At 73.1% G+C, this 24,561-nt stretch carries 27 protein-coding genes and 1 pseudogene; 19 read left to right on the top strand and 9 right to left on the bottom strand.

Going from position 1 to position 24,561, the window contains the following annotated elements; all coding sequences use genetic code 11:
- Nucleotides 1-86: 86 nt before the first annotated feature.
- The gene (locus tag AB0469_RS30135) at nucleotides 87-749 is read right to left on the bottom strand and encodes a TetR/AcrR family transcriptional regulator C-terminal domain-containing protein (RefSeq protein ID WP_366454606.1); all 663 of its coding nucleotides are present in this window, start codon (nucleotides 747-749) and stop codon (nucleotides 87-89) included.
- Between the two features lie 160 nt (nucleotides 750-909).
- Here AB0469_RS30135 and AB0469_RS30130 point away from each other — a divergent pair, with 160 nt between their 5' ends.
- Complete coding sequence (locus tag AB0469_RS30130; RefSeq protein WP_366454605.1) at nucleotides 910-1,584, top strand: DUF4386 domain-containing protein; 675 nt, start codon at nucleotides 910-912, stop codon at nucleotides 1,582-1,584.
- On the opposite strand, the gene AB0469_RS30125 is transcribed toward AB0469_RS30130, so the two are convergent.
- The 6 genes from AB0469_RS30125 to AB0469_RS30100 form a co-directional block, all read right to left on the bottom strand.
- The gene (locus AB0469_RS30125) at nucleotides 1,571-2,023 is read right to left on the bottom strand and encodes a nitroreductase family deazaflavin-dependent oxidoreductase (RefSeq protein ID WP_366454604.1); all 453 of its coding nucleotides are present in this window, start codon (nucleotides 2,021-2,023) and stop codon (nucleotides 1,571-1,573) included. The genes AB0469_RS30130 and AB0469_RS30125 overlap by 14 nt on opposite strands.
- An 84-nt stretch (nucleotides 2,024-2,107) precedes the next feature.
- The gene (locus AB0469_RS30120; RefSeq protein WP_366454603.1) at nucleotides 2,108-2,608 is read right to left on the bottom strand and encodes a peptidylprolyl isomerase; all 501 of its coding nucleotides are present in this window, start codon (nucleotides 2,606-2,608) and stop codon (nucleotides 2,108-2,110) included.
- A 124-nt stretch (nucleotides 2,609-2,732) separates the two neighbouring features.
- A complete protein-coding gene (locus AB0469_RS30115) occupies nucleotides 2,733-2,918 on the bottom strand; it encodes a hypothetical protein (protein ID WP_365153951.1) in 186 nt (61 codons plus the stop codon).
- A 103-nt stretch (nucleotides 2,919-3,021) separates the two neighbouring features.
- Nucleotides 3,022-4,032 carry a YdcF family protein gene (locus AB0469_RS30110; protein WP_366454602.1) on the bottom strand — a complete coding sequence of 337 codons (1,011 nt, stop codon included), beginning with the start codon at nucleotides 4,030-4,032 and terminating at the stop codon, nucleotides 3,022-3,024.
- A 68-nt stretch (nucleotides 4,033-4,100) separates the two neighbouring features.
- Complete coding sequence (locus AB0469_RS30105) at nucleotides 4,101-5,681, bottom strand: D-aminoacylase (protein WP_366454601.1); 1,581 nt, start codon at nucleotides 5,679-5,681, stop codon at nucleotides 4,101-4,103.
- 17 nt (nucleotides 5,682-5,698) lie between these two features.
- Entirely contained in the window at nucleotides 5,699-6,979 is a 1,281-nt protein-coding gene (locus AB0469_RS30100) for an amino acid deaminase (protein ID WP_366454600.1), read from the bottom strand.
- A 209-nt stretch (nucleotides 6,980-7,188) separates the two neighbouring features.
- Between AB0469_RS30100 and AB0469_RS30095 the strand changes: the two genes are divergently transcribed.
- Complete coding sequence (locus AB0469_RS30095; RefSeq protein WP_366454599.1) at nucleotides 7,189-7,596, top strand: RidA family protein; 408 nt, start codon at nucleotides 7,189-7,191, stop codon at nucleotides 7,594-7,596.
- 61 nt (nucleotides 7,597-7,657) lie between these two features.
- On the opposite strand, the gene AB0469_RS30090 is transcribed toward AB0469_RS30095, so the two are convergent.
- Entirely contained in the window at nucleotides 7,658-8,995 is a 1,338-nt protein-coding gene (locus AB0469_RS30090; RefSeq protein WP_366454598.1) for a M14 family metallopeptidase, read from the bottom strand.
- A 137-nt stretch (nucleotides 8,996-9,132) separates the two neighbouring features.
- Nucleotides 9,133-10,821 (bottom strand): glycoside hydrolase family 18 protein, encoded by a 1,689-nt coding sequence (locus tag AB0469_RS30085; protein WP_366454613.1) that lies wholly within the window; start codon nucleotides 10,819-10,821, stop codon nucleotides 9,133-9,135.
- 404 nt (nucleotides 10,822-11,225) lie between these two features.
- On the opposite strand from AB0469_RS30085, the gene AB0469_RS30080 reads away from it, so the two are divergent.
- The 17 genes and pseudogenes from AB0469_RS30080 to cpt all read left to right on the top strand — a co-directional run bounded on the left by AB0469_RS30080 (nucleotide 11,226) and on the right by cpt (nucleotide 24,503).
- Nucleotides 11,226-12,119 (top strand): hypothetical protein, encoded by an 894-nt coding sequence (locus tag AB0469_RS30080; protein WP_366454597.1) that lies wholly within the window; start codon nucleotides 11,226-11,228, stop codon nucleotides 12,117-12,119.
- Nucleotides 12,120-12,158: 39 nt separating this feature from the next.
- Nucleotides 12,159-12,860: a Flp pilus assembly protein CpaB gene (cpaB, locus tag AB0469_RS30075; RefSeq protein ID WP_366454596.1), complete on the top strand. Its 702-nt coding sequence runs from the start codon at nucleotides 12,159-12,161 to the stop codon at nucleotides 12,858-12,860.
- Between the two features lie 7 nt (nucleotides 12,861-12,867).
- Entirely contained in the window at nucleotides 12,868-14,148 is a 1,281-nt protein-coding gene (locus AB0469_RS30070; protein WP_366454595.1) for an AAA family ATPase, read from the top strand.
- Between the two features lie 3 nt (nucleotides 14,149-14,151).
- A complete protein-coding gene (locus AB0469_RS30065) occupies nucleotides 14,152-14,523 on the top strand; it encodes a TadE family protein (protein ID WP_366454594.1) in 372 nt (123 codons plus the stop codon).
- 238 nt (nucleotides 14,524-14,761) lie between these two features.
- On the top strand, nucleotides 14,762-15,097 hold the full coding sequence (locus AB0469_RS30060; RefSeq protein ID WP_366454593.1) for a TadE/TadG family type IV pilus assembly protein: 336 nt from the start codon (nucleotides 14,762-14,764) through the stop codon (nucleotides 15,095-15,097).
- Complete coding sequence (locus AB0469_RS30055; RefSeq protein WP_366454592.1) at nucleotides 15,094-16,440, top strand: CpaF family protein; 1,347 nt, start codon at nucleotides 15,094-15,096, stop codon at nucleotides 16,438-16,440. The genes AB0469_RS30060 and AB0469_RS30055 overlap by 4 nt, the downstream gene beginning before the upstream one ends.
- Entirely contained in the window at nucleotides 16,437-17,375 is a 939-nt protein-coding gene (locus AB0469_RS30050; protein WP_366454591.1) for a type II secretion system F family protein, read from the top strand. Before AB0469_RS30055 ends, AB0469_RS30050 begins: the two co-directional genes overlap by 4 nt.
- 19 nt (nucleotides 17,376-17,394) lie before the next feature.
- Complete coding sequence (locus AB0469_RS30045) at nucleotides 17,395-18,297, top strand: DUF5936 domain-containing protein (RefSeq protein ID WP_366454590.1); 903 nt, start codon at nucleotides 17,395-17,397, stop codon at nucleotides 18,295-18,297.
- Nucleotides 18,298-18,299: 2 nt separating this feature from the next.
- The gene (locus tag AB0469_RS30040; RefSeq protein ID WP_366454589.1) at nucleotides 18,300-19,445 is read left to right on the top strand and encodes a histidine kinase; all 1,146 of its coding nucleotides are present in this window, start codon (nucleotides 18,300-18,302) and stop codon (nucleotides 19,443-19,445) included.
- Nucleotides 19,445-20,131 (top strand): response regulator transcription factor, encoded by a 687-nt coding sequence (locus AB0469_RS30035; RefSeq protein WP_366454588.1) that lies wholly within the window; start codon nucleotides 19,445-19,447, stop codon nucleotides 20,129-20,131. Before AB0469_RS30040 ends, AB0469_RS30035 begins: the two co-directional genes overlap by 1 nt.
- A gap of 110 nt (nucleotides 20,132-20,241) precedes the next feature.
- Nucleotides 20,242-20,442 carry a hypothetical protein gene (locus AB0469_RS30030; RefSeq protein WP_366454587.1) on the top strand — a complete coding sequence of 67 codons (201 nt, stop codon included), beginning with the start codon at nucleotides 20,242-20,244 and terminating at the stop codon, nucleotides 20,440-20,442.
- Complete coding sequence (locus AB0469_RS30025; protein WP_366454586.1) at nucleotides 20,439-21,092, top strand: pilus assembly protein TadG-related protein; 654 nt, start codon at nucleotides 20,439-20,441, stop codon at nucleotides 21,090-21,092. Before AB0469_RS30030 ends, AB0469_RS30025 begins: the two co-directional genes overlap by 4 nt.
- Nucleotides 21,093-21,122: 30 nt before the next feature.
- Nucleotides 21,123-21,713, top strand: a complete 591-nt coding sequence (locus tag AB0469_RS30020) for a hypothetical protein (RefSeq protein ID WP_366454585.1) — start codon at nucleotides 21,123-21,125, stop codon at nucleotides 21,711-21,713.
- 4 nt (nucleotides 21,714-21,717) lie between these two features.
- Nucleotides 21,718-22,356 carry an OmpA family protein gene (locus AB0469_RS30015; RefSeq protein WP_366454584.1) on the top strand — a complete coding sequence of 213 codons (639 nt, stop codon included), beginning with the start codon at nucleotides 21,718-21,720 and terminating at the stop codon, nucleotides 22,354-22,356.
- Nucleotides 22,357-22,392: 36 nt separating this feature from the next.
- On the top strand, nucleotides 22,393-23,328 hold the full coding sequence (locus tag AB0469_RS30010) for an aminoglycoside phosphotransferase family protein (RefSeq protein ID WP_366454583.1): 936 nt from the start codon (nucleotides 22,393-22,395) through the stop codon (nucleotides 23,326-23,328).
- Between the two features lie 86 nt (nucleotides 23,329-23,414).
- Nucleotides 23,415-23,804: pseudogene (locus AB0469_RS30005) on the top strand (GNAT family N-acetyltransferase); the annotation flags it as partial.
- A 129-nt stretch (nucleotides 23,805-23,933) separates the two neighbouring features.
- On the top strand, nucleotides 23,934-24,503 hold the full coding sequence (cpt, locus tag AB0469_RS30000) for a chloramphenicol phosphotransferase CPT (protein ID WP_366454612.1): 570 nt from the start codon (nucleotides 23,934-23,936) through the stop codon (nucleotides 24,501-24,503).
- Nucleotides 24,504-24,561: the final 58 nt, after the last annotated feature.

Genomic DNA, 24,561 nt, shown 5'->3' with positions numbered 1-24,561 from the left:
ACACCAGGCCAGAAGGCCCTCACCCATTTCAAGATCCCTCAACCGAGACCTGCATCACCCGTCCACAACCTCCCTGGACAGAACACCTAGCCCGCGGCCGAGGTCCACCCCCGGGCGCGGAGCCGTTCGAAGCCGTCCAGCAGCAGGTCCAGCGCGAATTCGAACTCGAACCGGTCGTCGCAGCCGCCGCCCACCACGGACCCCCCGTCGTGCGCGGCCGCTCCGGCCAGCTCCGCGATGCGCGGGTAGCGCTCCGCCATCGTGTCCGCGGCCCCCGCGTCCGGGGCCGCGGCGCCGCCCGAGGTGTCGAACAGCTCCTGGCTGAAGCCCAGCACGCGGCTGCCCAGGGCGTGCATCGCGTGGTGCGTCAGGTCGGCGGAGAGCCCGCCGTCACGGAACACCCCGATCATCGAGTCCAGGTACTCCAGGACCGCGGGCGTCGGCCCGGTCCGCGACTCGATCACCCGGTACGCCCAGCGGTGGCGCAGCAGCACCGTCCGGGCCGACAGCACCCGCCGCCGTACCGCGTCCCGCCAGTCGGAGCCGGGCTGCGGGAGCTCGATCTCCCGGACGACCGCGTCCACCATGCCGTCGAGCAGCTGCTCCTTGTTGGCCACGTGCTTGTAGAGCGCCATCGGTACGACGTCCAGCTCCTGCGCCAGCCTGCGCATGCTGAGCGATTCGATCCCGCCCTCGTCGGCGAGCGCGACGGCGGCCCGCAGCACCCGTTCCCGGTTCAGTCGTGTCATCCCTGGTCCTCCCCTTCGCCGGTCCGCCCCGCTCGCCCCGCTCGCCCCGCCCGCCCCGCCTTGACGAGTGTACGGCGTACACCTATGGTCTCGCCGAAGAGTGAGGTGTACGCCGTACACCTTTCGGAGGAGGGGTGTGGGCATGAAGGACGCGACAGGCATGACGGACAGGAAGGGCGCGAGAAGGGCCGCCGTCACCGCGGGGGTGCTGTTCCTGGTGACCGAGGTCGCCGCCATCGCCGGGGCGGTCCTCTACCGCCCCCTGCTCGGCGGGGCGGGCGCGGGGGGCGACGGGCGGGCGGTCCTCGGCGCCCTGTGCGAACTGCTCCTGGTGGCCGCCGTGGCGGGGACCGGCGTGACCCTGTTCCCCGTCGTCCGGCGCTGGGGCGAGACGGCCGCCCTCGGCCACCTCTGCGCGCGGCTCCTGGAGGCGGTGCTGATCCTGCTCGGGATCGTCGCCGTGCTGGCCCTCGTCAGCCTGCACCGCGGGCCGGCCGGGGCCGGGGCGGCCGCCGCGGAGACGGTGCTGGTGGCCGTGCACGACTGGACGTTCCTGCTCGGCCCCAACCTCGCCCTCGGGCTGAACACGGTCCTGCTCGCCGGCCTCCTGTACCGCTCGCGGCTCGTGCCCCGGCCCATCGCGGTCCTCGGCCTCGCGGGAGGCCCGCTGATCTGCGCCTCGGCCGTCGCCGTGATGTGCGGGCTCTACGCCCAGCTCTCCGTGCCCGGCTCGCTGGCCGCGCTCCCGGTGTTCGGCTGGGAGGTCTCCCTCGCCGTCTGGCTGCTCGCGAAGGGCTTCCGCCGCCCGGCCCCCGTCCCGCTCAGCCCTCGATGATCACCAGCGGGAGTTCCCGGGGCCGGGCCGCCGCCTGGTGGTCGTCGAAGAGCGGCCACAGCGCCGTCATCGCCTCCCAGTACGTCTCCCGCTCCTCCGGGTCCGCCGTCCGCGCCCAGGCCGGGAAGGCGGCCGTGCCCACCTGGACGCGGACCTCCGGATGCGCGACGAGGTTGCCGTACCAGGAGGGATGGTGCGGCCCGCCCGTGCCGGCGGCCACCACCAGCAGCCGGCCCGCGTCCCGCCCGTAGATCAGCGGGGTGCGCACCGCCCGGCCGGAGGCCCGGTCGAGGGTGGTCAGCAGCAGGGTGGGGACCCCGTGCCACAGGTGCCCGTCGGTGCCCCCGCTCGACACGTACGTCCGCACGTGTTCGAGGCGCGGCCCCGGACGCGGGTCCGTGGGGTGCTCCCAGTCGACGGCGACGGCGACGCTGTTCATCTGACCTCCGTAGGGCGTCCCCCCTACGGCTAACGAGCCTTCACCGATTCTGGATGCGGCGCGCCCGCGGCGCACCTCCGCCGCTCAGCCCACCAGGGCCGCGCGCTCGATCACCACCGGCACCAGCGGTACGTCACCGTGCCCGCCCGCCCGGCCCGTGCGGACCGCGGCGATGGAGTCCACGACGTCCCGCCCCTCGCTGACCATGCCGAAGACCGCGTAGCCGTAGCCGGTCGCGGTGGGCGCGGTGTGGTCCAGCGCCGGGTTGTCGGCGGTGTTGACGAAGAACTGGGAGGTCGCCGAGTGCGGGACGCTGGTCCGGGCCATCGCCACCGCGAACCGGGTGTTCTTCAGCCCGTTGTCCGCCTCGTTGCGCACCGGCTCCCGCACCGGCTTCTGCCGCATGTCGGCGGTGAACCCGCCGCCCTGGTTCATGAACCCGGGGACCACCCGGTGGAAGACCGTCCCGTCGTAGTGGCCGCTCTCCACGTACGCGAGGAAATTGGCCACCGTCGCCGGTGCCCGCTCCGCGTCGAGGTCGATGACGATGGCGCCGAGGCTGGTGGTCAGCTTCACCTGGGGCATGTCGGTCCGGTCCCTTCCGGTGCTGAAACGTGCGCCTCAGCTTCGCAGAGGGTCACGGACGGGCCACGGCCCGGGGTGCGACCCCGGGCCGTGGCCCACAACAGCGCGTCCGGCCGGCCGCCGGCTACGGCAGGTAGCGCTCGATGACGGACGGGCCCTTTTCCTCGATCAGCTTCCGGGCCTTCTCGACCCGCTCCGGAGTCGGGTCGTGGCCGGTCGCCATCACCAGGTCCTCGGGGTCGTACGGCCGCTCACCGCCGGTGAAGAGCCGGTCCGACCGGGTGGGCTGCTCGTTGGTTTCACTGTCCATCGGATACCTCCTACGGTGCCCCAGGCCCCCATCCTCCGGCCCCGGAACCAAGAACGCACCTCGGGGACCCCGGGCCGCCCGGCGCCCCGTCCGCCCGCCCGCCTCAGACGGCGGTGAGGGTGGCGGCCGCCCCGGCCGCGATCAGCAGCCCGCAGATCCACAGGTTGACCTTCCGGTGCTCCCAGAACACCGCGACGAACTCGCGCAGCATGGCGCTCGGCAGGAAGTAGCGGGCCGTCGGCGAGCCCACGACCTGCCCGTCGACCCCGGTCTTGCGGGCCAGCATCGCGGCCCGGAAGGCGTGGAAGTTGTTGGTGACCACCACGCACCGGTAGCCCGGGTCGTGCGCCAGCATGATCTCCTTCGAGAACAGCATGTTCTCCTCGGTCGTCCGGGACCGGTCCTCCAGTGTGACGTGCTCCGCCGGAACCCCCTCCGCGATCAGCCAGTCCGCCATCGCCCGGGCCTCCGCGACCCGCTCGTCCGACCCCTTGCCGCCCGAGGTCAGCAGCATCGGCGGACGCGAGCCGCGGGCCAGCTGGGCCTCGTAGACCTGCTTGCCCTTGCGCAGCCGCGAGGCCAGCAGCGGCGGCACCCGGTCCCCGCCGATCAGCCCGGAGCCCAGCATCACCACGTGGTCGACGTCGCCGCGCACCTTGATCCGGCCGTAGAGGAAGGCGTAGCCGAGGAAGCAGAGGAAGAGGAACGCGACGTAGGCGACGACCAGGGTGAGGGTCGCCGCCATGCCGTTGAGGAGGGTGGATCGGAACATCGGGACGACGACCAGCAGTGCGATCATCCCGAAGATCCCGAGCCCCGCGAGCATCGACAGCAGGTTGGCCGGACTGCGGCCCTCCTTGCGGATCATCGTCACGCCGTTGGCTATCAGGAAGCCGCCGATCGCCATCGTGCCGAGCGTGGGTGCGGCGAAGGCGAGGCCGATGATCGTCAGCGCCGCCCACCCCGGCAGCGCCGTCACCTGGACGAGCAGGGCGGCCGAGAACGTGAGGAAGGTCAGCCCGAACAGCACCGCGTTGCGGAAGCGGCGGCGGTCCTTGAACGCGCTGACGCACAGGGCGAGGAAGAGGAGGGCGGGGAGGACGAAGGCGGCCATGCCGTTCATCGTATGTGCCGCCCGGCCGGTGCCTGCGGGGGCGAACGCCCGGGCCGGCGGAGGGGTTCCTACGCCCCAACGGCCGTTCTGCGGACGGACCGTCCGGCCAGGACGTCCGTCCGGCGCCCGTCCCGCATGACGAACCGTCCGTCGATCAGCACGTGCGGGATCCCGGTCGGCAGCCTGCGCGGCTCCTCGTACGTGGAGCTGGCCGCGACCGTCTCCGGATCGAAGAGCACCAGGTCCGCCCGGTACCCCTCGCGCACCAGCCCCCGGTCCGGCAGCCGCAGCCGCGCCGCCGGCCGGCCCGACAGGTGGGCGACGCACTCCTCCAGCGAGAGCACGCCCAGCTCGCGCACGTAGCGGCCGAGGTAGTGCGGGAAGGTGCCGTAGGCCCGCGGGTGCGGCTTCGCGCCGTGCAGGATGCCGTCCGAGCCGCCCGTGTGGACGCGGTGGCGCATGATCGCCCGGACGTTCCCCTCGTGCCCGACGTGCTGGAGGACGGTCGTTCCCAGCCGGTCGCCCAGCAGGAGCCGGCGCGCGTCCTCCCAGCCGTGGAGGCGGGTGCCGACGAAGTGCGCGTGGGCGGGGTCCCGGGTCCCGGCCACCTCGACCGTCGCCCAGTCCACCGGCACCCCGTGGCACCCGTCGGACCCCTCCGCCTCCAGCGCGTACCGGATCCGCGCGGCGGTCGCGCCGTCGGCCAGCCGGGCCAGCAGGGCCTCGGGCCCGCCCTCGTGCGCCCAGCTCGGCAGCAGGGCGGCGAGGGTGGTGCAGCCGGGGGTGTACGGGTAGCTGTCGAGGGTGACGTCGGTCCCCCCGGCGAGCGCCGCGTCCAGCAGGGCCAGCAGTTCGGGGGCGCGGCCCTCGTTCTCCGCGAAGTTCATGGTGGCGTGCGCGAGGTGCAGGGCGCAGCCGGTCTCCCGGGCCAGGCCGAGCATCTCGGCGTAGGCGGCGAGGGCGCCGCGCCCGTACGAGCGGTGGTGCGGGCAGTAGTAGCCGCCGTAGCGGGCCACGACCGCGCACAGCTCGGCGAGTTCGGCGCCCGAGGCGTACATGCCGGGGGTGTAGGTGAGCCCGGAGGACATCCCGACGGCGCCGTCCTCCATCCCCTCGGCGACCAGCTGCCGCATCCGGTCCGTCTCGGCGCGGGTGGCCGGCCGGTCCTCCCAGCCGAGGACGCAGGCCCGGACGGTCCCCTGCGGGACGAGGTAGGCGGCGTTCACGGCGCTGCCCCGTCCGCCGTGGGCCCGGTCCAGCCGGTCGAGGTACCCGCCGACGGTCCTCCAGTCGAACTCGACGTCCTCCCCGGTCCCGTTCCACCCGGCGATCGCGGTCCGCACCTGGGCCAGGGTCCGCTCGTCCGCGGGGGCGTACGACAGCCCGTCCTGGCCGAGGACCTCCAGGGTCACGCCCTGGGCGGCCTTCGCGCTGTGGTCCGGGTCGCGGAGCAGCGCGAGGTCGCTGTGGGCGTGCATGTCGACGAACCCGGGCGCGAGGACGAGCCCGTGCGCGTCGACGGTGCGCCGCCCGCCGCCGGGGAGCCGCCCGATGGCGGCGATCCGCCCCTCGTGCACGCCGACGTCGGCGGGGTAGGACGCCCCGCCGGTCCCGTCGGCGACCCGGGCTCCCCGGATGACGAGGTCCATCTCCTGGGGCCCGGCTCCTAGAAGAAGGTCCGCACGTACTCGCGGACGGCCCCGTCCGCGCCGACGACCGGGATGAGCGGCCACTTCTCGAAGATGGTGCAGGGGTGCGACATCCCGAGCGCCACCCAGTCGCCGACCTGTACGGCGTCGGCGGAGTCGGTCTCCAGCCAGGCGTGCTGGTCGGACAGCTTGACGACGCGCACGCCGGCGGCGGCCCGCTCCTCGCCGGTGAGCGCGTCCCGGACGAGCTCGGCCTCGGGCAGCCCGAGGTCGTAGGCGATGTCGCGCTTGCCGGCGTTGACGAAGGCCTGGGTCGGGGACGGGCGCGAGACGACCTGCGTCCAGAGCCGGAACGCCGGGCGCAGCCCGCCCTCCTCCGGGACCCGGTTGAAGGGGGTCAGGCGGGTGTACCAGCCGTGGTCGTGGGAGACGTAGGCGCCGGAGCGCAGCAGCTTGAGGACGGGCCGGGACAGCTCGGGCAGTTCCCCGAACACGTCGGCCACGGCGTCGAACCAGGCGGAGCCGCCGGCGCTGACGACGATCTCCTCGACGTCGGCCGCGAACCGCCCGGCCTTGTCGAACTCGACGGCGAGGGCGGTGAGCCGGCGCAGCCAGGCGTGCACCTTCTCCGGGTCGGCGTCGGGGACCTCGGCCTCGTAGCCGGCGATGCCGACGAGGCGCAGGGCGGGGGCCGCGGCGACGGCGTCGGCGACGGCCCGGCAGTCCTCGTCGGTGCGGGCCCCGGTGCGGGCCCCTTCGCCGGCTCCGAGTTCGACGACGACGTCGATCCGGGCGGGCTGCCCCTGGAGGGCCCGGTCCATGAGTTCGACCCCGCGCACGGAGTCGACGTAGCAGACGAAGCGGAAGTCCGGGTCGGCCGCGAGTTCGGCGGCGACCCAGCGCAGGGCGGCGGGGTCGACGAGCTCGTTGGCGAGGAAGATCCGCCGGATCCCGAAGGCGCGGTAGACGCGTGCCTGGTGGGGTACGGCGGCGGTGATGCCCCAGGCGCCGTGCTCCAGCTGGCGTTCGAAGAGCTGGGGGGCCATGCAGGTCTTGCCGTGCGGGGCGAAGGCGAGGTGGTGGCGCTGCGCGTACGTGCCGAGGACGGTGAGGTTGTGGTCGAGCGCGTCGGCGTCCAGGGTCAGCACGGGGGTGGTGAACCCGCCGGTGTGGAGGTCCCTGGCCTGCGCGGCCAGCTCGCCGACGGTGAGGCCGGCGGTCTCGGCGTCCGGGGGGAGGCCCTTGAAGCGGTGGTCGACGGGTTCGGCGGCGAGGCGTCGGACGGCGTCGCTGGGCATGGGGCCTCCTGGTGGTGCGGGTGGTGCCTGTGGTGTAACACCGGTGACGACGAGGGGTCAATGCCGCGCGGTTCCGGCGCCGGTGCGGTGCGGAGGGTACCCGCCCTAGCGAACTGCTCGAACCGCGGCCACCCGCACCCCGTACCGCTGACACCATCGGTGCGGAGCACCACTCCGCACCGGACACCACGAACCCACCAGAGGATCCCGTGAGCGAGAAGACCGCCATCAACCCCGAGTCCCACCCCGCCGCCCCCGCGAAGTTCTCGCACGGCGTGCGCAAGGGCAACATCCTCCAGGTCGCCGGCCAGGTGGGCTACCTGCCCGCCGTCGACGGCCGGGCGCCCGCCGTCGCCGGCCCGACCCTGCGCGAGCAGACCCTCCAGACGCTGGAGAACGTCCGCTCCGTCCTGGAGGCGGGCGACGCGGGCTGGGACGACGCCGTGATGATCCGCGTCTACCTGACCGACACGGCCCACTTCGCCGAGATGAACGAGATCTACAACGCCTACTTCGAGGAGCAGGGCGTCAAGGTCCCCGCCGCCCGCACCACGGTGTACGTCGGCCTGCCCGCCGGCCTGCTGATCGAGATCGACGCCCTCGCCGTCCTCGGCTGAGCACGGGGGAGGGGCGCCCCCCTGGCGGCGGGGCGCCCCGGACCTTCGGCCCCGGCTGCGGCTACGCGCAGTACTGGGCTTCCTTGCCGATCGAGCGGTACATGCAGTCCGCGTTCTCCAGCAGCTGGAGCACCGCGTCCTTGTTGCGCGCCGTCTCGCGGTCGATGACCTCGTCGGGCGGGTAGAAGCCGCCGCCCCCGCCGGTGTCGGACGGGTACATCTCGAAGGTGTAGGCGAAGACCTTCTGGTCGCCCCACAGCCAGTCGTCGATCGTGCCGTCGGTGATGTACAGGTCGCTGGACTGCTCCGGCGTGTAGCCGTTGCTGGCGGCCATGCTGGTGCCGATCTTCTTGTAGACCGCGAGGTCGTCCGCGGTCAGCCCCGGCGCGGTGTCGTTGTACGTCCACCCGAAGGGCCACAGCACGAGTTCGCTGTAGGTGTGGAAGTCGATGGCGGCCTTGATCTGCTGCTTGCCCCCGACGATCCGGCTGCGGACGAAGTCGGAGACCACCTTCACCTCGGGCGCCGACGCGGCGGCCGCTCCGCGGTAGGTCTCGGAGCTCTTGCTGCTGCTGGAGCCGCCGCAGCAGCCCCACTTGTAGTCCCAGTTGCGGTTGAGGTCGGTGCCCACGGCCGAGGAGCCGGAGTTGGGCTGCCGGTTCTTGCGCCAGGAGCGGTAGGAGCCGGTGGCGATGTCGTACTCGCCGCCGTCCGGGTTGAGGTCCGGGACGACCCAGATCTCGCGGTTGTTCACCATGTTGGTGATCCGGGAGTCGCTGCCGTACTTGGAGCCGAACTCCTGGAGCAGGTACAGGGCCATCTCGACGGTCAGGTGCTCACGGGCGTGCTGGTGGGCGGTGAAGAGCACCTCGGGCTCGTTCTCGTCCGTGCCGACGTTGTCGCTGATCTTGATCGCGACGATGTCCCGGCCCTGGTACGACTTCCCGATGACCCGCTTGCTCATGATCCCGGGGTACTGGGCGATGCGCTGGTCGATCTCGGCGCTCGCCTCGGCGTAGTTGTGGTACTTGGAGTCCGCCGAGGGGAAGTCCATCGGGCGGGTCGCGACGCCGCGCTCGGAGCGGTCCGGGGGGCCGGCCAGGGCGGTCAGCTCGTAGCCGCGGGCGCGCAGGGCCTTGGCCTGCGCCGGGTTCGCGCTGACCACGACCGAGCGGGCGTCGACCTCGTCGATGGAGACCCCGCTGCTCAGCAGGGCGGTGCGCTCGGCGGCCGTGGACGGGCCCTTGACCTCGTACTGCGCGACCGCCTCGTCCTGGGTGGCCGTCGAGGGGGTGGGCGGCGGGGCTGCCGTCGCGCTCATGCCGTAGGCGGGTGCGCCGAGCGCGAGCGCCAGCAGGGCGGCCGTGACGGCGGCCCTCCGGCGGGTGTGGAGCCGCATGCGTTCTCCTGGGTGGAGTGTGGGGGTAGCCGTGCGGACGCGCACAGCGTGCTCTTGTGGCATGTCCCGGTCAATAGCCCCAGGCGTACCCGGTGCTGTGCACCGGACCGAATCAGCCACCCCCACACACCTACCGCCTACGGCAGTCCGTGGACCTTCGGACCCACCGCGTTCGACCAGGTACTACCCGCCTTGGCGTCCCAGTTGGTCGACCACGTCATCGCCCCGCGCAGTCCCGGCCAGGTCTTCGACGGCTTGAAGGACCCGCAGTTCGTCCCCCGCGCCAGGCAGTCCAGGGCGTTGTTCACGACCGTCGGCGACACGTACCCGCTGCCGGCGCCGCTGGGGGAGGCCGGGACGCCGATGCCCACCTGGGAGGGGTCGAGCCCGCCCTCCAGCTGGATGCAGGCCAGCGCCGTCAGGAAGTCCACCGAGCCCTGGGAGTACACCTTGCCGTCGCAGCCGTTCATCGCGCCGCTGTTGTAGTACTGCATGTTCACGACGGTGAGGATGTCCTTCACCGCCAGCGCGGTCTTGAAGTACCCGCCCTGCGTGGACTGCATGTCGATGGTCTGCGGGGCCATCGTCAGGACCAGTGAGGGACCCGCCTTCGCCGCCAGGGCGCGCAGCGCCTGGGCCATGTACGTCGGGTTGAGCCCGTTCTCCAGGTCGATGTCGATCCCGCTGAAGCCGTACTCCTGCATCAGCGCCCAGGCCGAGTTCGCCAGGTTCGTCGCGGAGGCGGAGTCATTGACCGAGATCGTGCCCTTCTCGCCGCCGATGGAGAGGATGACGGACTTGCCGGCCGCCTTCTTCGCCGCGACGTCGGCCTTGAACTGCGCGACGGTGTAGCCGCCGAGCCCGGCCGAGTCGAGGTTGAAGGCGATGGCGCCGGGCGTGGTCGTGGCGTCGGCGAAGGAGACGGCGATGATGTCGTACTGCGCGGAGACGCCGGAGAGCCTCTGGACGGTCGCGCCGTTGTCGAAGTTCTGCCAGTAGCCCGTCAGGGCGTGCCGGGGCACCGACGGGTTGGGGTTCGGGTTGCCCCCGCCGCCGGTCGTGGTGCCCGTCACCGGAGCGGACTTCGGCCCCTCGCCGGCCGCGTTGTACGCGCTTACCTGGAAGGAGTACGAGGTGCCCGCGGCGAGTCCGGTGACCTGCGCCGAGGTGCCCGTCACCGACTGGACGCGGACGCCGTCCCGGTAGACGTGGTAGCCGCTCGCCCCGCCGACCGCGTTCCACGCGAGGGTGAGCGAGGTGTCGCCCTGGCCGGAGACAGAGGGCGCCGCGGGGGCGCCCGGGAGGCTCGGGCCGGGGTCGGTGCCGCCGCCCCCGTCGGGACCGAAGACGCTGAACTCGTCCACGAGGTAGGCCTGCTGGCCGTACCAGCCGTGGGTCCAGACGGTGACCTGCGTGGTGCTCGGGCCGGTGGTGAAGGTGGTCGACAGCTTCTGCCAGCCGCCGCCCGATCCGGGGGTCCAGGTGGAGACGTCCTGGGTGCCGGTGCCGGTCGCGCCCAGGTAGACGTACGAGCCCTGCACCTGGGCGCTGAGGGTGTACGTGGAATTCGGCTTGACCGTGACGGTCTGGCCGCACTGGGCGTTGTCCTGCCCCGCCGGGGTGGCGCGCAGGGCGCCCGAGCCGGCGTACACGGGCGAGGTGGCGACGGTGCCCGAGCCGCCGGAGCAGGACCAGCCGGTGAGGCCGGACTCGAAGCCTCCGTTGCGGGCGACGTTGACGTCGGCGGCCTGGGCGGTGCCCGTCGCGAGGGCGGAGAGCCCGCCCGCGGCAAGGGTGGCGGCGCCCAGCAGGGCGAGGGAGCGCATGCGGTTCACGTGGACTCCGTGGGGGGAGTGGAGGGGTGGGGCGGAAGGGGGTTCGCGTGGGGGTCGAAGGGGCGGGGGAGCGGGGTCCCCTGCGGGGAAGTGCCGGCGCAGCCAAGTTGGTCCAGACCAATCCTGGTGTCAAGGGTGTTTGCGAAGTGGCTTGAAATGAACGGGTGTCGGATCCCTGTTGTCCGGGTTTTCCGTCCCCGCGACCGGTGCTTCCGGCACGGGAATCCCCAAGCCCCTGACCAGCCAGGGGTGACGCGGATATGGTGCTGGGGCAAGGGGGAAGGCGCGTCGGACGTTTGCGGTCGCGCAGGGTCATGCGCACGGCCGCGTGCGCGTGCGCGTACGTGACGGCCCGGGGAACGGCCGTCGCGCACCGGGTGAACGGGGGGATTCGCGTGCCGACCGCCATCGCTGTCACCAGTGCCGATCTGGTGCTGCCGGCACCCGACCGGCACACCCCCGGAGCCGCCGTCCTCAGCCCGCCCGGCGAGGCCGACCTGGAGACCGCGCTCGCCGAGACCACCGCCCTGCTGGAGCGGCACGGCCACCTCGTGGCCCTCGTGCCGCCGTGGCTGCCCCCGGCCACCGTCCGCCGGCTGCACACCGTCCGGGCCGTCCTGGAGACCGACCGGATCGCGCTGCTCGACGTCGACCTCCCACCGCTGGGCACGGCCGTGCTGGCCCGCCAGCTGCGCCAGCTCACCGTCAGCGACTTCAGCCCCGGCGTGCTCGCCTCCGCCGCCCGGCTGCTGTCCCACTACATCTACGCGGGCGCCCTGCTGGGCAGCGTCGCCAAGCTGGACCGGGTCCCCGTCGGGCTCAAGGCCCACGCCCGCTCCTGGTCGCCGAGCGCCCAGTTCGCCGTACTGGCCCACCCGCAGCCGCACCTGGCCCGGCTCGGCGGCTCCGCGGCGGCGGCCCACTCCGGGGTGCTGCCCCCCGGCCCCGCCTTCGCCACCCACCTCACCTTCGCCCGCGGACAGCTGTCCTCCGACTGGGTCGCGGCCGAACTGGCCCCCGCCTGGAAGGTGCAGGGCGTGATGGAGAACCCGCTCCCGGCCGACTCGCCCCGCTGGTGGGCCACCCCCAAGCTGGTCGAGTTCGCCGCCGCCATCCCGGACGTCTCCGTCCTCTACCAGCTCGTCGCCTCGGTCCGCCGCGAGCAGTGCCGCTGGTGCGGCTTCGAGCTCATCGGCGACCGCTGCGGCTTCTGCGCCGCCCCGCTCGCCGCACCACCGCCCGAGGTCCCCGCCGCCCGCTCCGGCACCCGCACCAGATCCGGATCCTGACCGCCCGAACGAACGAAGAACGGCGAGGTAAGTCGGCTCATGAACTCACGCCAGCGCCGCGGCGTCATCCTGCTGCTCCTGTCGGCCCTGTGCGCCCTCGCGGCGTTCGCCGGGGTGCTCGTGGTCATCGGCGACGTCAACTCCAAGGTCGGCGCCGAGGTCGTCGCGTACCGCGTCAAGGGCGACATCGCGCCGTACAGCGCCCTGACCGCGGGCCAGTTCGAGGAGGTCAAGGTCCCCAGGCGGTGGCTGTCCGACACCGCCGTCAGCGACCTCGGGAGCCTCCAGGGCAAGATCGCGCTCACCACCCTGAAGAAGGGCTCCCTGCTGCAGAGCGACATGTTCGTCGACAAACCCCAGCTCCAGCCCGGGGAGCAGGAGATCGCCATCATGATCGACGCGGCCACCGGAGTGGCCGGCAAGATCACCTCCGGTGCCAAGGTCAACATCATCGCCACCTTCAAGGGCGCCAAGGAGTCCGAGCCCTCCCGCTCGGTGATCATCGTCGCCAACGCCCGGGTCCTGGGCGTCGGCAAGCTCACCGCCCTCGACAAGGACAGCGACAAGAAGGGCCCGGCCGAGGCCGTCCCGATCACCTTCGCCCTGAACACCAAGGACACCCAGCGCGTCGCCTACGCCGAGTCCTTCGCGGAGCACGTCCGCCTGGCCCTCGTCGCCCCCGGCACCGACTCCGCGCCCGGCCCGACCGACCGCACGTACACCCTCGACGGGGACAGGTGAGGCGCGGATGACCACTCGGATCCTCCCCGCGGCCGGCGACCCCGACGCCGCCCGCTCCATCGTCGCCCTGCTCAGCCAGCTCCCGGACGCCGAACCCGCCCCACCCGTCCCCGACTCCACCTCCCTCCTCGACGCCCTGGGCCGCCTCGCCGCCGACTCCGTCGACGAACTCCCCGAGGTCGTCCTCGTCCACGAGCGGATCGGGCCCGTCCCCGCGCTGGAGCTCGTCCGCGAGGTCGCCCTGCGCTTCCCGGCCGTCGGCGTGGTCCTGCTCTCCTCGGACACCGGGCCCGGGGTGTTCTCCGCCGCCATGGACTCCGGCGCGCGGGGCCTGGTCGGCCTGCCGCTGCACTACGAGGAGCTCGCCGCCCGCGTCGGCGCGGCCGCCCAGTGGTCCGCGGGCGTGCGCCGCCACCTGGGCCGGGGCGCGGAGGCCGTCTCCGGCCCGGGCGGCCGGGTGGTCACCGTCAGCGGGGCCAAGGGCGGCGTGGGCACCACCTTCACCGCCGTCCAGTTCGCCCTGGCCGCGGCCGCCTCGGGGCGTCGTACGGCCCTCGTGGACCTCGACCTCCAGGCCGGCGACGTCGGCTCGTACCTCGACGTCCAGTTCCGCCGCTCGGTCGCCGACCTCGCCGGCATCCAGGACATCTCTCCGCGGGTCCTCCAGGACGCCGTCTACGAGGACCGCAGCGGCCTCGCCCTGCTGCTGGCGCCGGCGGACGGGGAGCGCGGCGAGGACCTCGACGAACGCGCCACCCGGCAGGTGCTCAGCGCCCTGCGCGCCCGCTACGAACTGGTCGTGGTCGACTGCGGCACCCAGGTGACGGGCGCCAACGCCACCGCCGTCGAACAGGCGGACGTGGCGGTCCTGGTCACCACCCCGGACGTGGTCGCCGTCCGGGCGGCGAAGCGGATGGTCCGGATGTGGGAGCGGCTCCAGGTGCGCAAGGCGGAGGACACCGCGCTGGTGGTCAACCGCTGGAGCAGGCACACCGAGATCCAGCCCTCGCTGATCGAGAAGATCACCAGGACCCGTCCGACCCGCACGCCGGTCCCCGCCGCCTTCAAGGAGCTCCAGGGGGTCGTGGACGCCGGCCGGGTGCAGGACCTCGACAACCGCTCGACGGTCAAGCAGGCCCTGTGGGCCCTGGCGGGGGAGCTGGGGCTGCTGGCGGCCCCGCAGCCGGCGTCCGGCGCCCCGGCGGGCGCGGGCACGGGTGCCGGCTCGGCGCTGGCGGTCCGCGCGGCGGGGCCGGTGGCCCGGCTGCGGCGCGGCCGGGAGGGCTGAGCGGTGCGCGGCCGGCGGGGGGAGCGGGACCGTGACCGGGGGCAGGTGGCCCTGGAGTTCGTGGGCATGGTGCCGCTGATCCTGCTGCTCGTGGCGGCCGTGTGGGAGTGCGTCCTGATCGGGTACGCGTTCTCCCTGGCCGGGAACGCCGCCGACGAGGGGGCGCGGGCGGGCGCCGTGCACGGCGACGGCGCCTGCCGCACGGCCGCCGCCGAGCACATCGGGGGCGCGTGGGGCATGACCGCGGACTGCGGCGGGTCCGGCGACGTCTACAGGGCCACGGTCAGGCTCAGGATCCCCGTCCTCTACCCCGGCCTGAACTTCGGAGAGATCACCGGCACCGGGGGTGCGGCGATGGAGAGGGAGGCGGACTGACATGGGTCCCCAGCGGTACGTCCGCCCCGGCACCGGGCCCGGTTCCCGGGCGCCATCACGGGACCGGGCCCCCCGGGACGGGGCCGGTGTCCGGGACGGGGTCCGGGACGGTGTCCGGGTCCGGGACGGGGCCGGTGTCCGGGACGGGGTCCGGGACGAGGTCCGAAACGGGCAGGGAGGCCGCGGCCGGCTCCGGCTCCGGCTCCGGTTCGGGGACCGGGACCGGGACCGGGGTCAGGTGGCCCTGGAGTACATCGGCTTCGTCCCGATCCTCCTCTTCGTCGCCCTCTGCGGCATCCAGCTGGGCTGGATCGCGTACGTCCACGAACAGGCCGACACCGCCGCCCGCACCGCCGCCCGCGTGGAGGCCCGCAAGGGCTCGGGCGGGAAGGCGGCCGGACAGGCCGCCGTCCGCGGCGGCCTCACCGCCGACGTGAGCCTGACCAAGACCGCCGACGCGGTCACCGCCACCGTGACGATCCCCATCAGCTCGATCGTCCCCGGCCTCTCCGTGGACCCGGCGAAGGCCACCGCCGTGATGCCCAACGACGACCCGACCGGAGCCCGCCCATGAGCCTGCGTTCCCGGGTCAACACCCCGGACGACCGCCACGGACCCCGCGAGGACGGCCGGCTCGTCCCCTCCTACCGCGCCAAGCTGCTGGAGGAGATCGACCTCGCCGAGATGTCCGCGCTCGCGCCCGCCGAGCGCCGGGCCCGCCTGGAGCGCGTGCTCGGCCACATCATCAGCCGCGAGGGCCCCGTCCTCTCCACCGCCGAACGCGCCCAGCTGATCCGCCGCGTCGTGGACGAGGCCCTCGGCCTCGGCGTGCTCGAACCGCTCCTGGAGGACGCCTCCATCTCCGAGATCATGGTCAACGGCCCCGACCAGATCTTCGTCGAGCGCGCCGGCCGGGTCGAACAGCTGCCCCTCCGCTTCGCCTCGCACGAGCAGCTGATGCAGACCATCGAACGCATCGTCTCCACCGTCAACCGCCGCGTGGACGAGTCCAACCCGATGGTCGACGCGCGCCTGCCCAGCGGCGAGCGCGTCAACGTCATCATCCCGCCGCTGTCCCTCACCGGCGCGACCCTCACCATCCGCCGCTTCCCGCGCGCCTTCACCCTGCACGAGATGATCGCCCTCGGGTCGCTCGACGAGCAGATGCTGCTCCTGCTCTCCGGGATGGTCCAGGCGCGCATGAACGTGATCGTCTCGGGTGCCACCGGCACCGGGAAGACCACCCTCCTCAACGCCCTCTCCGGCCTGATCCCGGAGGGCGAGCGCGTCATCACCATCGAGGACTCCGCCGAGCTCCAGCTCCAGCAGGCGCACGTCATCCGGCTCGAATCCCGCCCGCCCAACGTCGAGGGCAAGGGCCAGATCACCATCCGCGACCTCGTGCGCAACTCCCTGCGCATGCGCCCCGACCGCATCATCGTCGGCGAGGTGCGCGGCGGCGAGACCCTCGACATGCTCCAGGCGATGTCCACCGGCCACGACGGCTCCCTCGCCACCGTCCACGCCAACAGCTCCCAGGACGCGCTGATGCGCCTCCAGACCCTCGCCTCCATGTCGGAGGTCGAGATCCCCTTCGAGGCGCTCCAGGACCAGATCAACAGCGCCGTCAACGTCATCGTGCAGCTCACCCGCTTCGGGGACGGCTCGCGCCGCGTCACCGAGATCTCCGTCCTCGACTCGCACGGCCGCGAACCGTTCCGGATCACCACCGTCTGCCGCTACGTCGCCCAGCCCGTGGCCGCCGACGGGCGCGTCCACGGCTACTTCGCCTACGCCCCCCTGCCGCGCCGGACCGCGGAGCGCCTCTACATGAACAACCAGCCGATCCCCCAGGCCTTCGGGGTCGCCCCGCCCGAGGACCACCTCGACCCGCTGACCCCACGGACCGTCCTGTGACCCACCTCGTCCTCCTCACCCTCGGCGCCACCCTGCTGGCCGGCCTGTTCGTCTCCCTCGGGGTGCACGCCTACTCCGCCGGCCTCGCCCAGCGCGCCGCCCTCGTCGAACGCCTCGCCTCCGACGGCGCCCCGGAGCAGGCCGGCCGCCGGCGCCGCTTCCCGGGCGTCGACCGGCGCCTGCGCAGGACCCGGCTCGGCCGGCGCATCGAGCTGAAGCTGGCGACCACCGGACTGGACCTCACTCCCGGCGAGTTCCTCGTCTACGTGCTGATGGCGGTCGCCGGGGTCTGGCTGCTGTCGGCCTCCCTCCTCGCGCCCTTCTTCGGCCCGGTCGCCGGCCTGATCGGCCTGTGGGCCGCGAACGCCTTCCTCGCCTGGCAGCGGGCCCGGCGCACCGAGCGCTTCGTCAACCAGCTGCCGGAGCTGGCCCGGATCCTCGCGAACGCCACCCAGGCCGGGCTCGCCCTGCGCACGGCCATCGGGATCGCGGCCGAGGAGCTGGAGGCCCCGGCGGGGGAGGAGCTGTCCCGGGTCGCGGACCGGCTCGCGGTGGGGCACTCCGTCGAGGAGTCGCTCGGGGAGATCGTGGACCGGCTGCCGTCGCGGGAGCTGGTCGTCCTCGTCTCCACCCTCGTCCTGTCGGCGCGCGCGGGCGGTGCCATCGTCGGGAGCCTGCGCAACCTGGTGGTCACCCTGGAGCAGCGCAAGGAGACGCGCAGGGAGATCCGTACGCAGCTCTCGCAGGTCACCGTCACGGCCTACCTGGTCCCGGCGATCGGGCTCGGCTCGCTGCTGCTGGTCGACGCGATGATGCCGGGCGCCCTGGACCGGATGACCGGCGCCCTGATCGGCCAGACGGCGGTCCTGATCGCCCTGGGCCTGTTCACGCTCGGCTTCGTCCTCATCCGCCGCCTGTCGAAGATCGACGTCTGACGGGAGGACGACGAGACCCATGAGCCCCTACCTCCCGATCCTGCTGGCCGCCGTGACGGCCCTCTCGGTCTTCGGCATCCTCCACGGCATCCGCCTCTACCGCGCCGACGTGGCCCTCCCGACCGACCTCGCCCTCGCCCTGGAGGTCGGCTCCTCCCGTACGACGGCCGTCGGCTCGCTCGTCGACCGCCTCGGCATCCGCTGGGCGCCGCTGGTGCTGCGGCTGATGGGCCCCCGGCGCGTGGCGCGCAAGCGCGCCCAGATCGACCGGGCGGGCAACCCGGCCGGCCTGACCATCGACCGGTACGCGGCCCGGCGCGCGGTCTACGGCTTCCTCGGCGGGCTCGGCGCCTTCGCGATGCTCCTCAACGGCCAGCTGGTCGTCGCCCTGCTCATGGTCGCGTTCGGGCTGTTCTGGATCGAGGCGGGCCTGTGGTCCGCGATCCGGGTCCGCCGCGACGACATCGAGCGCACCCTCCCCGACTTCCTCGACGTCCTCGCGGTCGTCGTCAGCGCGGGACTCGGCTTCCGGCAGGCGCTGGAGCGCGTGGCCGCCAAGTACGAGGGCCCCTGGGCGGACGAGGTCCGCATCACCCTCCAGCAGATGGACATGGGCGTCAGCCGCCGCCAGGCCTTCGACGACCTGCGCCGCCGCAACGACAGCGAACAGGTCGCCCAGTTCGTCACGGCCCTCCAGCAGGGCGAGGAGCTCGGATCGCCCATCGTCGACACCCTGATCGCCATCGCCGAGGACATGCGCCGCACGGACGCCCAGAACGCCCGGCGCCGCGCCGCCCGCGCCGTCCCCAAGGCCACGTTCGCGGTGACCGTGTTCATGCTGCCCGGAACCCTGATCCTGCTGGTCTGCGGCTTCGTCTACGGAGCGAACGTGGACTTCGGCGCCCTGCTGGGCGGTGACTGACGATGGCCGCCCTGACCCTCCCCGCACCGGTGCCCGCCGCCGGCTCCCCGCTGCGCCTGCGGGCGAACGCCCTCCAGTCCCTCTGCCGCCAGGTCTTCGCCCTGCGCCTGGTGATGATTCCCCTGGGCGCCCCGCCGGCCCTCTCCCGCACGGCGCACGGCGCCCCGACCTGCCTCGTGGCCGGGGCGGTCCTCGTCACCTTCATGCTCTCGTACGTCCTCTTCCGCGACTGGGAGCGCTTCGGCCCCCTTCTCCTGCGCCACCCCTGGCTGCTGGCGGCGGACATGGCCCTGGGCACCCTGCTGCTGATCACCGCCACCCCCTCCTCCCCGCTGGGCCTGGTGGCCCTCGGCACGCCGCTGCTGGCGGGCCTCGTCCACGGCTGGCGCGGCTCGGCGGTGTACGCGGCGGTGCAGACCGCGGTGGTGGCGGCGCTGGGCGGCGGCCTGGTCCTGTCCCTGCTCTGCGTCCTGTCGGGCGCGGCCGGCTCCTCGGTCCGCGACTTCCTCGTCCGGCTGACGGAGGCCCGCGCGCAGCTGGCGGTGGCCGAGGCGGTCCGCGCCGAACGCGACCGCCTGGCCCGGGAGATGCACGACTCGGTCTCCAAGACCCTGCACGGCCTGGCCCTGACGGCGGACGCCCTGGCCCTCACCGACGACCCGGCGGCGATCCGCACCCGCTCCGCCCTCCTGGCGGTGGCGGCCCGCCGGGCGGTGGAGGAGTCCCGCGCCCTGCTCACCGACCTCCGCGAGCCCCCCGCGGACGTCCCCCTCCTGCCGGCCCTGCACCGCCTGGCGGGCCCCGGCACGACCGTCCACGCCCCGGGCCCGCTCCCCGCGCTCCCCTCCGAGGCGGCCCACCACGTCCTCTCCATCGCCTCGGAAGCCCTGGAGAACGCCCGCCGGCACGCCTCCGCGACCCGGGTGACCCTCACGGCGACGGCCACCCCCACGCACCTCACCCTGGAGGTCACCGACGACGGCCGGGGCCTGCCGCCCGGAGCCGCGTCCTCCCCGGGCCGCTACGGCCTGCTCGGCATGCGGGAACGCGCCACGACGCTCGGAGCCCTCCTGCGCGTGGGCCCCCACCCGGACGGCCACCCGGGCACCCGGATCCACCTGACCCTCCCCCTGGAAGGGAGCCCCTGATGCCCGGCCTCCGCGTCCTGATCGCCGACGACAACCCGGTCGTACGGGCCGGCCTGGCCGCCCTCCTGGAGGCGGCGGGCGACATCACGGTGACCGCCCAGGCATCGGACGGCCGCGAGGCCCTCAGCCTGACCCGCCGGCACGCCCCGGACGTGGTCCTGCTGGACGTCCGCATGCCGGGCGTGGACGGCATCTCGGCCCTGCCGCACCTGGTCCGCCTGGCGCCGGTCCTGATGCTCACGTACAGCAGGGAGTCGGAAATCGTCCGGGAATCGCTGCTGCTGGGCGCGGGCGGCTACCTGGTCCACGGCGAGTTCACGCCGGACGACCTGGTGAGAGCGGTCCACGACGTCCGCGAGGGCCGCCCCCACTTCACGCCAACCGCGGCCGACACCCTCCTCACGGAACTCCGCACCTCTTCGCAACCGCAACGAACTGTGGCACAGTCTCCGGAGCGGCTGCACAACTCCGTGCTCTTCGGGCTGAGTTCGAGGGAGGTGGAGATCATGGACCTGATCGCGTCCGGGATGAGCAACCAGCGGATCGCGGCGGCGTGCTTCATCAGCGAGAAGACGGTGAAGAACCACATCAACCGCATCTTCGCCAAACTCCAGAGCACGACCCGCAGCGAAGCGATTGCCCACTGGCTGGGAACCGCCCGCCCGGGGGTGAGTGGACATGGGTAGACGCGGTGCGCAGTGGGTCCGTAATTGGGCCCCGGGACCCTTGGTGACGAGAGCTGACTCCCCGTACGGTCCGCAAATCGACAGCGGCACCGGACGCGGAGGTACCCCTGATGAAGCAGAGCACCCTGGCTCGGCTGCGGAAGCGCTACGCGACCCGTCCCGGCCGCGACCGCGGCCAGACGGCGTTCGAGTACCTGGGGATCATCCTGGTGGTCGTGGTGATCATCGGGGCGATCGTCGGCACGGGCATCGGGCAGGCCATCACCAACAGGATCGCCACGGCCGTCACCAGCATCACCGCGGGGAAGTGAGACCGCAGGACCTGCATGACGATCGAGGGCAGGCCTTTCCGATCTACATCGTCGCGATTGTCGGACTGCTCTTCGCCGCACTGGTCTTCTTCGTGGTGGGCCAGGCGGGCGTGACACGTAGCAACGCGCAGGGCGCCGCAGACGCGGCTGCCCTCGCGGCGGCCGGTGAAGCCAGGGACGACGCATTTCTGGGGCTCGACCTGCTGAGCCTCAAACCCGTCGACTGGGAGAAGCTCGTTGACGGCGACCTTCTGAGCGGACGGGGGGCATGTGCGAAGGCCACCGAGTTTGCCGCGCTGAACGATGCCACCGCCGAGTGCGAGGCGGCCATCCCGCTGGTCACCGTCACGGTGACCACGAACGGGACGGTCGGGAAGTCCGTCGTGCCGGGCACCGAGGGTGTTCATGGCAAGGCCACGGCCAGGGCGGCCGTCAAACCCAGGTGCTCTTTGCGGTCGGCCCCGAGCCCGGCTCCCACTTCCCCGGCCCAAACGCCCGAGCCGACGCCTGCTCCGAGTCCCAGCTCCACGCCAGGGCCGGGAAGCGTCACGTTCGTCTGCGACGGTCACCCGCTGACTCTGGATCTGGGGAAGCCGGGTCCGCTGCGCAAGCTGGCGAGGGCGCTCTTCACGGTTCGACTGGTCGACTGACAAGCACGCGAGATTAAGGAAGCTGCATAGATGAGCACTCGGCACTCGGCGAAGGTTCGCGGGGGAGCGGCTGCCGTGGCTGCGGTCGTTCTGGCGATCACGGTGGCGGGTTGCGGCACGGGAAGCGACAACAAGCCCACGTCGGAACAGGATTCGACATCTGCGAAATCCCAAGGGCAGACGTCCAAGCAGCAGGCGCCGAGCACCATCCCGACGCCCACGCCGACCGAGGTGCTGGCCTCGGTCAACGGAGAGGGGGGCATGACCCTCACCATCAATTCGGCCGTGCGGGACGCAGGTGGCTTCCTCACCGTCAGCGGGCAGTTCAAGAACACCGGAAGCCAGGCGTTTGCCAGTACCGCCGCCTGGCGCGGCAATGAACTCACCAGCAGTGGAGCCTCGGTCGCAGGTGTGACGCTCGTCGACAAGGCCGGGAAGAAGCGGTACTACGTACTGCGGGACACCGACGGGCGTTGCCTGTGCACGACAGGGCTGACAGTGATCGAAGCCGGTCAGTCGGTGCCCTTCTTCGCCCAGTTCCCCGTGCCGCCTGCCGGCACCAACCAGGTGGACTTCAACATGCCCACCTTCGCCACGGCCACCGTCAAGATCTCCGGGTGACCCCATGACCAAACGCCACCGCGCCGCCGCCGCGACAGCCGTCGCCGGTCTCGTCATCGCCGGTGCCCACCTCCTCGGCGCGACGAGCGCCCACGCCGACGAGCCCAAGCCCTCCGTTCCCCCCGGCACCGAGCCGGCTCCCGCCGCCCCCGTGCCCATCGACTCCAACGCCCCCGGCCTCAAGATCCCCCAGGGCGGCACCCTCGCCCCCGTCAAGGTCCTCGACATCGCCGAGGTCGTCGAGGACCTCGGCGGTGAGCAGCGGCGTCAGGAGACCAACCAGAACGTCATGATGGCCCTCCAGTCCGAGGTCCTCTTCCCCGAGAACAGCGCCGTCTTCAACGCCCAGGCCGCCGCCCGCATCCAGGCCATCGCGCAGGAGATCAACACTCAGAAGGCCACCCGCATCCGCGTCTTCGGCTTCACCGACGACCAGGGCAGCTACGAACACGGCAAGGAGCTCTCCAAGCAGCGCGCCGACGCCGTCCAGGCGGAACTCGCCAAGACCGTCACCAGCCCCGGCGTCACCTACGACGTCCGCGGCTACAGCGAGGACTACCCGATCGCCGACAACAGCACGGAGGAAGGCCGCAAGAAGAACCGCCGCGTCGAGATCACCTTCCCCCGCGGAGCGCCCGGCTAGCACCCTCGGGCCGCCGCCACCGCGTACTGTGCCGGGATGATCGTGACGCCGGAGGCATTCGTACGGAGCACCGTCGAGCGCGAGGGGGAGTCCGGGGAGCGGTGGCTCGGGGAGCTGCCCGGGATCGTGGAGGAGCTGCTCGGGCGCTGGGGCTGCGTCCCCGACGGCGACGTCCTGCACGGCGGCGTCGGCCTCGTCGTCCCCGTGCGGGGCCGGCCGCAGCCCGCCGTGCTGAAGGTGTCGTTCCCGCACCCCGGCAACGTCCACGAGCCCGACGCGTTCGCCGCCTGGCGCGGCCGCGGCGCCGTCCTCCTGCTGGAGCGCGACGACGAGCGGTTCGCGATGCTGCTGGAGCGGGTCGAGCCGTCGACCCTCGCCGAGGTCGAGGACGGCGACGAGGTCGTCACCGTCGCCGGCCGGCTCAACCGCCGCCTCGCCGTGCCCGCGCCGCCCGGCCTGCCCCGGCTGCGCGAGCGGGCCGGCGCCTGGGAGGAGGGGCTGCGCAAGGACGCCGCCGAGCTGCCGCACGGCCTGCCGCGACGGGCCGTGGACGCCGCCGTGGCGACCGTCCGCGAGCTGGGCCGCAGCCAGCCCGACACCCTCGTCCACGGCGACCTCCACGCCCGGAACATCCTGCGCGCGGGCCGCGAGCCCTGGCTGGCCGTCGACCCCAAGGGCTGCGCGGGGGACCCCGCGTACGACGGCGGCACGCTGCTGAAGTCCCGCGGGCTGACCCTCATCGAGGCGGACGACCCGAGCCGGGCGGTCCACCGCATCCTGGACGTCTTCGCCGAGACCGCGGAGCTCGACCGCGAACGCGTGCAGCGCTGGGCCCAGTTCCACGCCGTCCAGTCGGCCCTCTGGGGCCGCCGCCACGGCTTCCGCACCGCCCGCACCGGCCCCCGCCTGGACTGGCTCACCGCCTTCCTCGACCGCCTCGCGGACCTCCTCACCGAGCCCCGCCGCGGGTAGTCCGCCCGGCGGCGTACCAGAAGGACGGTCGAGCCGCTCCGGAGAACGACGGACCGGGTCGTGGCCGGTCCCGCAGGCGTACTCCTATGCTCCGGCACATGCAGCCACGGTCCCTGACGATCAGACGAGCCACCGCACACGACGCCGACGAACTCACCGCACTCGTCCAGGGGTCGGGCGCGTACGCCGGCCCGTACGCCACGATCATCGACGGCTACCGGGTGACGGCCGACTACATCGCCCGCAACCAGGTCTTCACGGCCGTCGACGACACCGACGGCCGGATCCTCGGCTTCTACGCCCTGGTGCCGGAACAGGCCGAACTCGACCTGGCCTTCGTGTCGGACGAGACGCAGGGGGCGGGCATCGGCCGACGCCTCATCGAGGACATGCTCGACCGGGCCCGGGAAGCGGGCCTGGCCCATGTACGGGTCGTGTCGCACCCGCCGGCCGAGCGGTTCTACCGGCGCCTGGGTGCCGTGCGCGTGGGCACGGTCCCCCCTGCGCCGCCGAAGGTGACCTGGGAGCGCCCCGAGCTGCGCTTCCCCACGACCGCTCCCCGCGGCGCGGACCCCCGCCGGACCGCGGTGACGTCCGAGATCCGGGTGATCGTCCTCAACGGTGGTTCCAGTTCCGGGAAGTCCGGGATCGTGCGGTGTCTGCAGGCCGTCCTGCCGGAGCCCTGGCTGGCGTTCGGGGTGGACACGCTGGTCGACGCCATGCCGCCGTCCCTGCGGGCCTCCGACGCCGGGATCGGGTTCGAGCCCGGCGGTGAGGTCGTGGTCGGCGAAGCCTTCCGCACCCTCGACGCCGCCTGGGCCGAGGGGATCGCCGCCATGGCCCGCGCCGGGGCCCGGATCGTCGTCGACGACGTCTTCCTCGGCGGCCCGCAGTCCCAGCAGCGGTGGCGGAAGGCCCTGCACGGGCTGGGCGTGCTCTGGGTCGGCGTGCGGTGCGACGGCGAGGTCGCCGCGGCCCGCGAGATCGCCCGGGGCGACCGCCCGCGGGGGATGGCCGCCGCTCAGGCCGAGGCCGTCCACCGGGGCGTCGACTACGACCTGGAGGTCGACACGACCCGCGCCGAATCCCTGGCCTGCGCCCGGACCATCGCCGCCCGCGTCGCCCGGCCGCGACCGGGCCCGTCGACCGGCGACCGGCAGCCGGCACGGATGTGACGCGGGTCACCGGAAAAGGGTGACACGGGGCTGTCGCGAGGCGTTGCGAACCTCTCCC

The organism is Streptomyces sp. NPDC093801 (genome assembly GCF_040701585.1).
Classification (GTDB): Bacteria; Actinomycetota; Actinomycetes; order Streptomycetales; family Streptomycetaceae; genus Streptomyces.
Note: the sequence above shows the minus strand (reverse complement) of the source record. Positions and strands in the feature narration are given on the sequence as shown.

Excerpts from the sequence above, each read along its gene's own strand:
- AB0469_RS30135 (WP_366454606.1), bottom strand. The coding sequence starts at position 749 with ATGACACGACTGAACCGGGAACGGGTGCTGCGGGCCGCCGTCGCGCTC.
- AB0469_RS30130 (WP_366454605.1), top strand. The coding sequence starts at position 910 with ATGACGGACAGGAAGGGCGCGAGAAGGGCCGCCGTCACCGCGGGGGTG.
- AB0469_RS30125 (WP_366454604.1), bottom strand. The coding sequence starts at position 2,023 with ATGAACAGCGTCGCCGTCGCCGTCGACTGGGAGCACCCCACGGACCCG.
- AB0469_RS30120 (WP_366454603.1), bottom strand. The coding sequence starts at position 2,608 with ATGCCCCAGGTGAAGCTGACCACCAGCCTCGGCGCCATCGTCATCGAC.
- AB0469_RS30115 (WP_365153951.1), bottom strand. The coding sequence starts at position 2,918 with ATGGACAGTGAAACCAACGAGCAGCCCACCCGGTCGGACCGGCTCTTC.
- AB0469_RS30110 (WP_366454602.1), bottom strand. The coding sequence starts at position 4,032 with ATGGCCGCCTTCGTCCTCCCCGCCCTCCTCTTCCTCGCCCTGTGCGTC.
- AB0469_RS30105 (WP_366454601.1), bottom strand. The coding sequence starts at position 5,681 with ATGGACCTCGTCATCCGGGGAGCCCGGGTCGCCGACGGGACCGGCGGG.
- AB0469_RS30100 (WP_366454600.1), bottom strand. The coding sequence starts at position 6,979 with ATGCCCAGCGACGCCGTCCGACGCCTCGCCGCCGAACCCGTCGACCAC.
- AB0469_RS30090 (WP_366454598.1), bottom strand. The coding sequence starts at position 8,995 with ATGCGGCTCCACACCCGCCGGAGGGCCGCCGTCACGGCCGCCCTGCTG.
- AB0469_RS30085 (WP_366454613.1), bottom strand. The coding sequence starts at position 10,821 with ATGCGCTCCCTCGCCCTGCTGGGCGCCGCCACCCTTGCCGCGGGCGGG.
- cpaB (WP_366454596.1), top strand. The coding sequence starts at position 12,159 with ATGAACTCACGCCAGCGCCGCGGCGTCATCCTGCTGCTCCTGTCGGCC.
- AB0469_RS30070 (WP_366454595.1), top strand. The coding sequence starts at position 12,868 with ATGACCACTCGGATCCTCCCCGCGGCCGGCGACCCCGACGCCGCCCGC.
- AB0469_RS30055 (WP_366454592.1), top strand. The coding sequence starts at position 15,094 with ATGAGCCTGCGTTCCCGGGTCAACACCCCGGACGACCGCCACGGACCC.
- AB0469_RS30045 (WP_366454590.1), top strand. The coding sequence starts at position 17,395 with ATGAGCCCCTACCTCCCGATCCTGCTGGCCGCCGTGACGGCCCTCTCG.
- AB0469_RS30040 (WP_366454589.1), top strand. The coding sequence starts at position 18,300 with ATGGCCGCCCTGACCCTCCCCGCACCGGTGCCCGCCGCCGGCTCCCCG.
- AB0469_RS30035 (WP_366454588.1), top strand. The coding sequence starts at position 19,445 with ATGCCCGGCCTCCGCGTCCTGATCGCCGACGACAACCCGGTCGTACGG.
- AB0469_RS30030 (WP_366454587.1), top strand. The coding sequence starts at position 20,242 with ATGAAGCAGAGCACCCTGGCTCGGCTGCGGAAGCGCTACGCGACCCGT.
- AB0469_RS30020 (WP_366454585.1), top strand. The coding sequence starts at position 21,123 with ATGAGCACTCGGCACTCGGCGAAGGTTCGCGGGGGAGCGGCTGCCGTG.
- AB0469_RS30015 (WP_366454584.1), top strand. The coding sequence starts at position 21,718 with ATGACCAAACGCCACCGCGCCGCCGCCGCGACAGCCGTCGCCGGTCTC.
- AB0469_RS30010 (WP_366454583.1), top strand. The coding sequence starts at position 22,393 with ATGATCGTGACGCCGGAGGCATTCGTACGGAGCACCGTCGAGCGCGAG.